Origin of the sequence: Microcoleus sp. OTE_8_concoct_300, assembly GCF_031383065.1 — a bacterium.
Taxonomy (GTDB): domain Bacteria; phylum Cyanobacteriota; class Cyanobacteriia; order Cyanobacteriales; family Microcoleaceae; genus Microcoleus.
Map to the genome: position 1 here is coordinate 1 of NZ_JANMZH010000766.1, position 4,774 is coordinate 4,774.

Annotated in this window: 5 protein-coding genes; 2 read left to right on the forward strand and 3 right to left on the reverse strand. The window is 44.3% G+C overall.

Annotated elements, in window-relative coordinates:
* Window positions 1–43 precede the first annotated feature (43 nt).
* On the reverse strand, window positions 44–268 hold the full coding sequence (locus tag ACUVJL_RS34205; protein WP_333134192.1) for a LuxR C-terminal-related transcriptional regulator: 225 nt from the start codon (window positions 266–268) through the stop codon (window positions 44–46).
* Window positions 269–690: 422 nt separating this feature from the next.
* Window positions 691–900, reverse strand: coding sequence for a hypothetical protein (locus ACUVJL_RS34210; protein WP_445249899.1), 210 nt, complete (start codon window positions 898–900; stop codon window positions 691–693).
* A gap of 1,074 nt (window positions 901–1,974) precedes the next feature.
* On the opposite strand from ACUVJL_RS34210, the gene ACUVJL_RS34215 reads away from it, so the two are divergent.
* Window positions 1,975–2,268, forward strand: a complete 294-nt coding sequence (locus ACUVJL_RS34215; RefSeq protein WP_445249900.1) for a hypothetical protein — start codon at window positions 1,975–1,977, stop codon at window positions 2,266–2,268.
* Window positions 2,269–2,602: 334 nt separating this feature from the next.
* On the opposite strand, the gene ACUVJL_RS34220 is transcribed toward ACUVJL_RS34215, so the two are convergent.
* Window positions 2,603–4,087, reverse strand: a complete 1,485-nt coding sequence (locus tag ACUVJL_RS34220; protein ID WP_445249901.1) for a NarK family nitrate/nitrite MFS transporter — start codon at window positions 4,085–4,087, stop codon at window positions 2,603–2,605.
* Between the two features lie 300 nt (window positions 4,088–4,387).
* On the opposite strand from ACUVJL_RS34220, the gene ACUVJL_RS34225 reads away from it, so the two are divergent.
* Window positions 4,388–4,774 (forward strand): hypothetical protein (locus ACUVJL_RS34225; protein WP_445249902.1); only part of this gene is annotated, 387 nt, incomplete at its 3' end.

A 4,774-nucleotide genomic window follows, 5' to 3' on the forward strand; every position in this document is an offset into this window, starting at 1 on the left:
ATTACCAGAGAATTAAAGCTAGCTGACGCACCGTACTTATTTATCAGTCCCAGAGCAAATTTTCTTGGATCAGCATTGCAATCATCGCAGTTCTGGAAGAAACACCGAGTTTGAGAAAAATCCGCTTCACGTAAGTAGCAACCGTCCAGTGACTAATATTTAAATTTTTGGCAATACATTTGTTTGGCAGACCTTGGGCTACTAATTGTGCGATCGCTCTTTCTCTCGGACTCAGGCTAATTTCCGATTTGTAACTTGTGCTTTGCATATTTTTGCAATAATGAGGTAACGACGTAGTGAGTTAAAATCTAATCAATTAAGGGTAGAATTCCGAGTTTTTCTCGAACTTCAGATCAAGGAGTCTCCCAATCAAATGCAACGTCCCTGTCATATGAATTCCTGTTGCACGATCGCCATGATTGGGAGTGCGAAGTAGTCCGTGGTCCGTGGGGGAATGTGGAATTATTGACCTTGACTTTATCATTCCCCTCCCACCGGAAACGATATCAATTAACTAGCGGCTAATTTTCCCTGTTTTAAACTTTTGATAATTTGTCCGATCGCGCATTTGCCGCCGATCACTCCCACTAACACTAAAATCGCACAGGAAGAACCAAATACTTGAGCGCGAGTAAACGCTTGAAGTACAAATTCATCTTCTGTTGAAGCCGAAAGACCAGTCAGAATTGCTCAAACGTCGTGGTTTCCCTGAATCCAGTCTCCCGATGCGATCGGCTCAAAGCCATGTTCGTCTAGACACCGCGCCACTTCGCGCCCTAATGTTCCTGCTGGCAGTTGGCGCAATTTTTCCCAGGCTATTTCAAAGTGTCGATCGCTCTCAATTTGAGGATTAATTGTTTGAGCCATCTTTAATATAACTTCTAATTGAGCGTCACCCATGATTTATTTTCCCTCGAACAATGATTTAAATTTCTGGCAAATTAATTCGTGTTTGTCAAGTTCATTTTTGCGATGACTCAATAGCATTTTTTACAGACTTAGCCTAGAAATCCTATTTTCTGTCAAAGCAATCAACTGTCAGGAGCTTTTACATTTCTTTACAAACAGTCTGATAGGTGAAATCTGCCAGTTGGCCAAATCGGAAGAGTGTTAGTTACCGCAACTTGACCCACTGGGCAGTACCCGTAAAATCGACAGTATTTAGCGGTGATTGGGACTCCTTTACTTACCTATATAAATTTATTCTGCTGCTAATTATTGGAACCTGCAATGAGCCAGAAGTTGAAGCGTGCAAGCCCCGTGATGCAGGTACATACAAGTGAAGAGACTTGAAGGGAGCTGAACTAAGGTGAAGTTATCCAGAGTTGATTTTTAGGAATTACGCAGTAGTGCCAATCCCTCGTGATTGCCGAATTTGTAGTCGCAATCATGGGGGATTCCCCGTATGTCGTTAGAATGTCCCTCAAATGAGTGACACTCATTTGAGCGACTGCTCAAGTATTTTAACCAACAGCTATAAATAAAGTAGAGATTCATACAAGGTGGCGGTGAAAAAACTTGAAATTTGGTTATCCACAGGAGTTGTGTCATTAATTTTGTGCGCTGCTGCTAGCGCTACGACTTAGGTTAATCCCAACGGTAAAACTACTTTAAACCTGTCAGAAAAAGAAAACAATCGCAGCGGCTTTTATTTTACTCAAGTAGGGGATAGGAAATTTTTGGGCAATATTCAAATTACCCGTTCCGAAGGAGCAGTCGGCTCTTACTATTACAATGGAACATTCAAAGACAGTGCGATCGACCCTGGCAGAAAAATTGTTTGTTCTGGAGATATTACCCTTGTCATACCAATTTTTTATGAGGCCCCGTAGAATCCGATCCCTAGCCCCCCTTAATAAGGGACAAGATCCCGATCTTTCGTCCCCCGACTATCAGGGGGATGCGAGGGGGATCGAGATATGTGCAACTTCACATTAAATTGGTATCAGGCGTCAAGCTGGAAGGAGCAGCCAATTGGGAGCCGAAGTTACTTGGAAGGTGAAAGCAGGAGAAAATTGTCCTTCTCTTGGTAAGACATTTAAAGTAAATTTAGTCGAAGCTTTACCGCGTCCTAATGCAAGTAGCGACTATACTTCTAGCAATGCTAATACTTGGTTGACTGAAACTGCTAATTGTGGAACTTGCCCTGCTTGGCGAGTCACGTCGCTCGAACGTGAGAACTCAACTGCCGCCAGACGCCAAACAAAGCAATTCAACGAGTTTACCGCGCGGATAGAGATACAGTTGTTCCTGAACTCAGGGGAGTAAATGCGATTACGCTGGCGAACGGTCAACCCTGGTTGCTGACAAGACACAACTGTTACATCCGCGCTAACTCTCAATACGTTCAGCCAGTTTCTTTGCCGCAGTAAGTGACAAAAGTCAGTCCAGGACGCACGCTACCCAAAAAAACCTGGTTTCTCGTTGTCACCTTCGAGCGTATATGACTAAATTACGTGAAGAAACCGGGTTTTTGCGTCCTGGACCCAGAAGTGATAAATAAACTGCTGCCAATCTTAAAGCCCGACTTCTTCAATAAAGAAGTCAGGCTTCTGGGTGTTCGGTTGTTTTAAGTTGTTCTACTTAAAACGTGATTTGCGATTTAGTGGCCCAGCAGCATAGCTTCTTCTGCCAAATCTTTGCTTTCAATAACCTTCGGTTCCTTCAGGATAAAAACACAAAGGAAGCACACAATTACAGCAGCAATTCCGAGTACCTCAAAGAAGCTGCGGTTGCCTGCAACTGTTTGGGGCAGAAAGCTATAAAGGGTGGCGTAAATTACAGAGCCGACACTGCCGTAAGCACCGATATTTCCGGCAATTTGACCAGTTACTTCTCGTTTAATTAAGGAGGCGATGCCAAAAGTTGCGCCTGCGGCGGCGAAGACAAAGAAGGCACATAACATGGTCATGATAATCACAATTGCTAAATGCCAGTTTGCCGTAATTTGGCTCATTATTAAATACCCCAATCCCACTCCGCCGATCGTGACTGTCAGCGTCCACTTGCGGCTGCCGATTTTGTCAGAAATTAAGCCTCCGGCTGGACGGCTGACCAAGTTCATCAGGGGATAGGTAGCAGCGATGGGCCCGGCGATCGCATGATTTATATTGAAGGTGTGTTCAAAAAATTCCGGTAACATGGAAACCACAGCGAGCTCTGAACCAAAGCTGACTGCATAAGCTAGTTCTAATACGAATACTTGACTGATGCGATAGCGTTCTTGAGGTGCGTAATGTTTTTGACCAGTGACAACTTCTCGGTTAACTTCCCAGGCTTTGTAAGCCTGAATTAAATACAGTGCTGTCAAACTAATCCAAATAGCGTACATCACATTTGCAGTCAGAAAATTTGCTTTGTGCAAGCGCCACACAATCAAAGCTAAGGCACCAAATAGAGGAATATTGGTGATCGACAGTGCCCAAAAGCTTTTGGCGCTGGTGACTTCCATTGCGCCGTTGCGGGCCGGGCGCTGATAGGCTTTGCCGGGAGGAGTGTCTTGAACGTTGCAGTAAAAAATGACTCCGAAAACTGCTGCGGCAATCCCAGTAAGGGCGATCGCCAGCCGCCAATTTGTGTGTCCGACTGAGAGAAAAGCTGTTCCTGCCGCGATGGCCGGTAACGCTGCTTCTGCGGCAAAAGAGCCAAAGTTGCCCCAGCCTCCATAGATACCTTGAGCGAAGCCGATATCTTTTGGGGGAAACCATTCGGCAACTAAGCGAATGCCAACCACGAATCCAGCGCCGACAATTCCCATTGCCAAACGGCTCAAAACCAACTGATTAAAGTTTTGGGCAAAGGCGAATGCCAGAGTCGGAAATGCTGCATACACCAGGAGTGAAGAGAAGGTGATGCGAGGTCCGAAGCGATCGAGCAACATCCCGATAATAATACGTGCAGGAATTGCGAAAGCTAGGTTGCACAGACTGATGATTCTGGCTTGCCCAACTGTCAGTCCCAAATCGTGCTGCACCGTTGTGCTGAAGGGTGCGTAGTTGAACCAAACTACGAAAGTTAAGAAAAAAGCAAACCAACTCAGGTTCAGAATCCGAAAAGGCCCTCTGAACGATAAAAGCCCTTGAAGCATATATAACTTGTCCTCATAAATAATACAGATTATTAATTTCGAGTTGACTTTCTAACTTTTTGGGGTAAGGGTTTATTTACTATCGCGCTTTTATGTTGCGTTCCCATTCAAGTGGATGTCCAGAGGAAAAATTGTATACAAAGTTACTGTTTGGCCTCAAAACCCCAACTGGCGCATGGAATTAATGCACATATTGCATTTTTACCTAATTTTAGTAATAAATACTTATTGCGTTAAAATAAAAAAAACAGTATATTTGAATACAGAAATTAAATTAAATTTAATAACAGGTAAGTAAAAATGCTTGTACGCTTAACCGAAAGAGAAACTCAGCAAGGCGATCGCCACTCAACCAGTGCCATGAACAACGGATTAAAGGTTAAATCAAAACTTTTTAGTTTTCTGACAGTATGTGTAGCAGTGGCTGGGTGCTTGGGAACGGCTCCTGGGGCGATCGCCCAGGAAGCTCAACCGCAAGTAAAAGCACAGGCGATCGAGCAATCTAATCAGCAGCCAGTCAACAGCACGACAAGTCAACCTACTGCTGTGCCTCAATTCGATGCAGCAGCGCAAGAAGAAATTGCTCAGATGTTGCTGGGATTTATCTATTTTGTGTTGCCAGTGGGTGTGGGCTTAAGTATTTTTCTGCACGACAAATATGCTCAGAAGCGCTCTGCTACTCTCAAC

Excerpts from the sequence above, each read along its gene's own strand:
- ACUVJL_RS34205 (WP_333134192.1), bottom strand. The coding sequence starts at position 268 with ATGCAAAGCACAAGTTACAAATCGGAAATTAGCCTGAGTCCGAGAGAA.
- ACUVJL_RS34210 (WP_445249899.1), bottom strand. The coding sequence starts at position 900 with ATGGGTGACGCTCAATTAGAAGTTATATTAAAGATGGCTCAAACAATT.
- ACUVJL_RS34220 (WP_445249901.1), bottom strand. The coding sequence starts at position 4,087 with ATGCTTCAAGGGCTTTTATCGTTCAGAGGGCCTTTTCGGATTCTGAAC.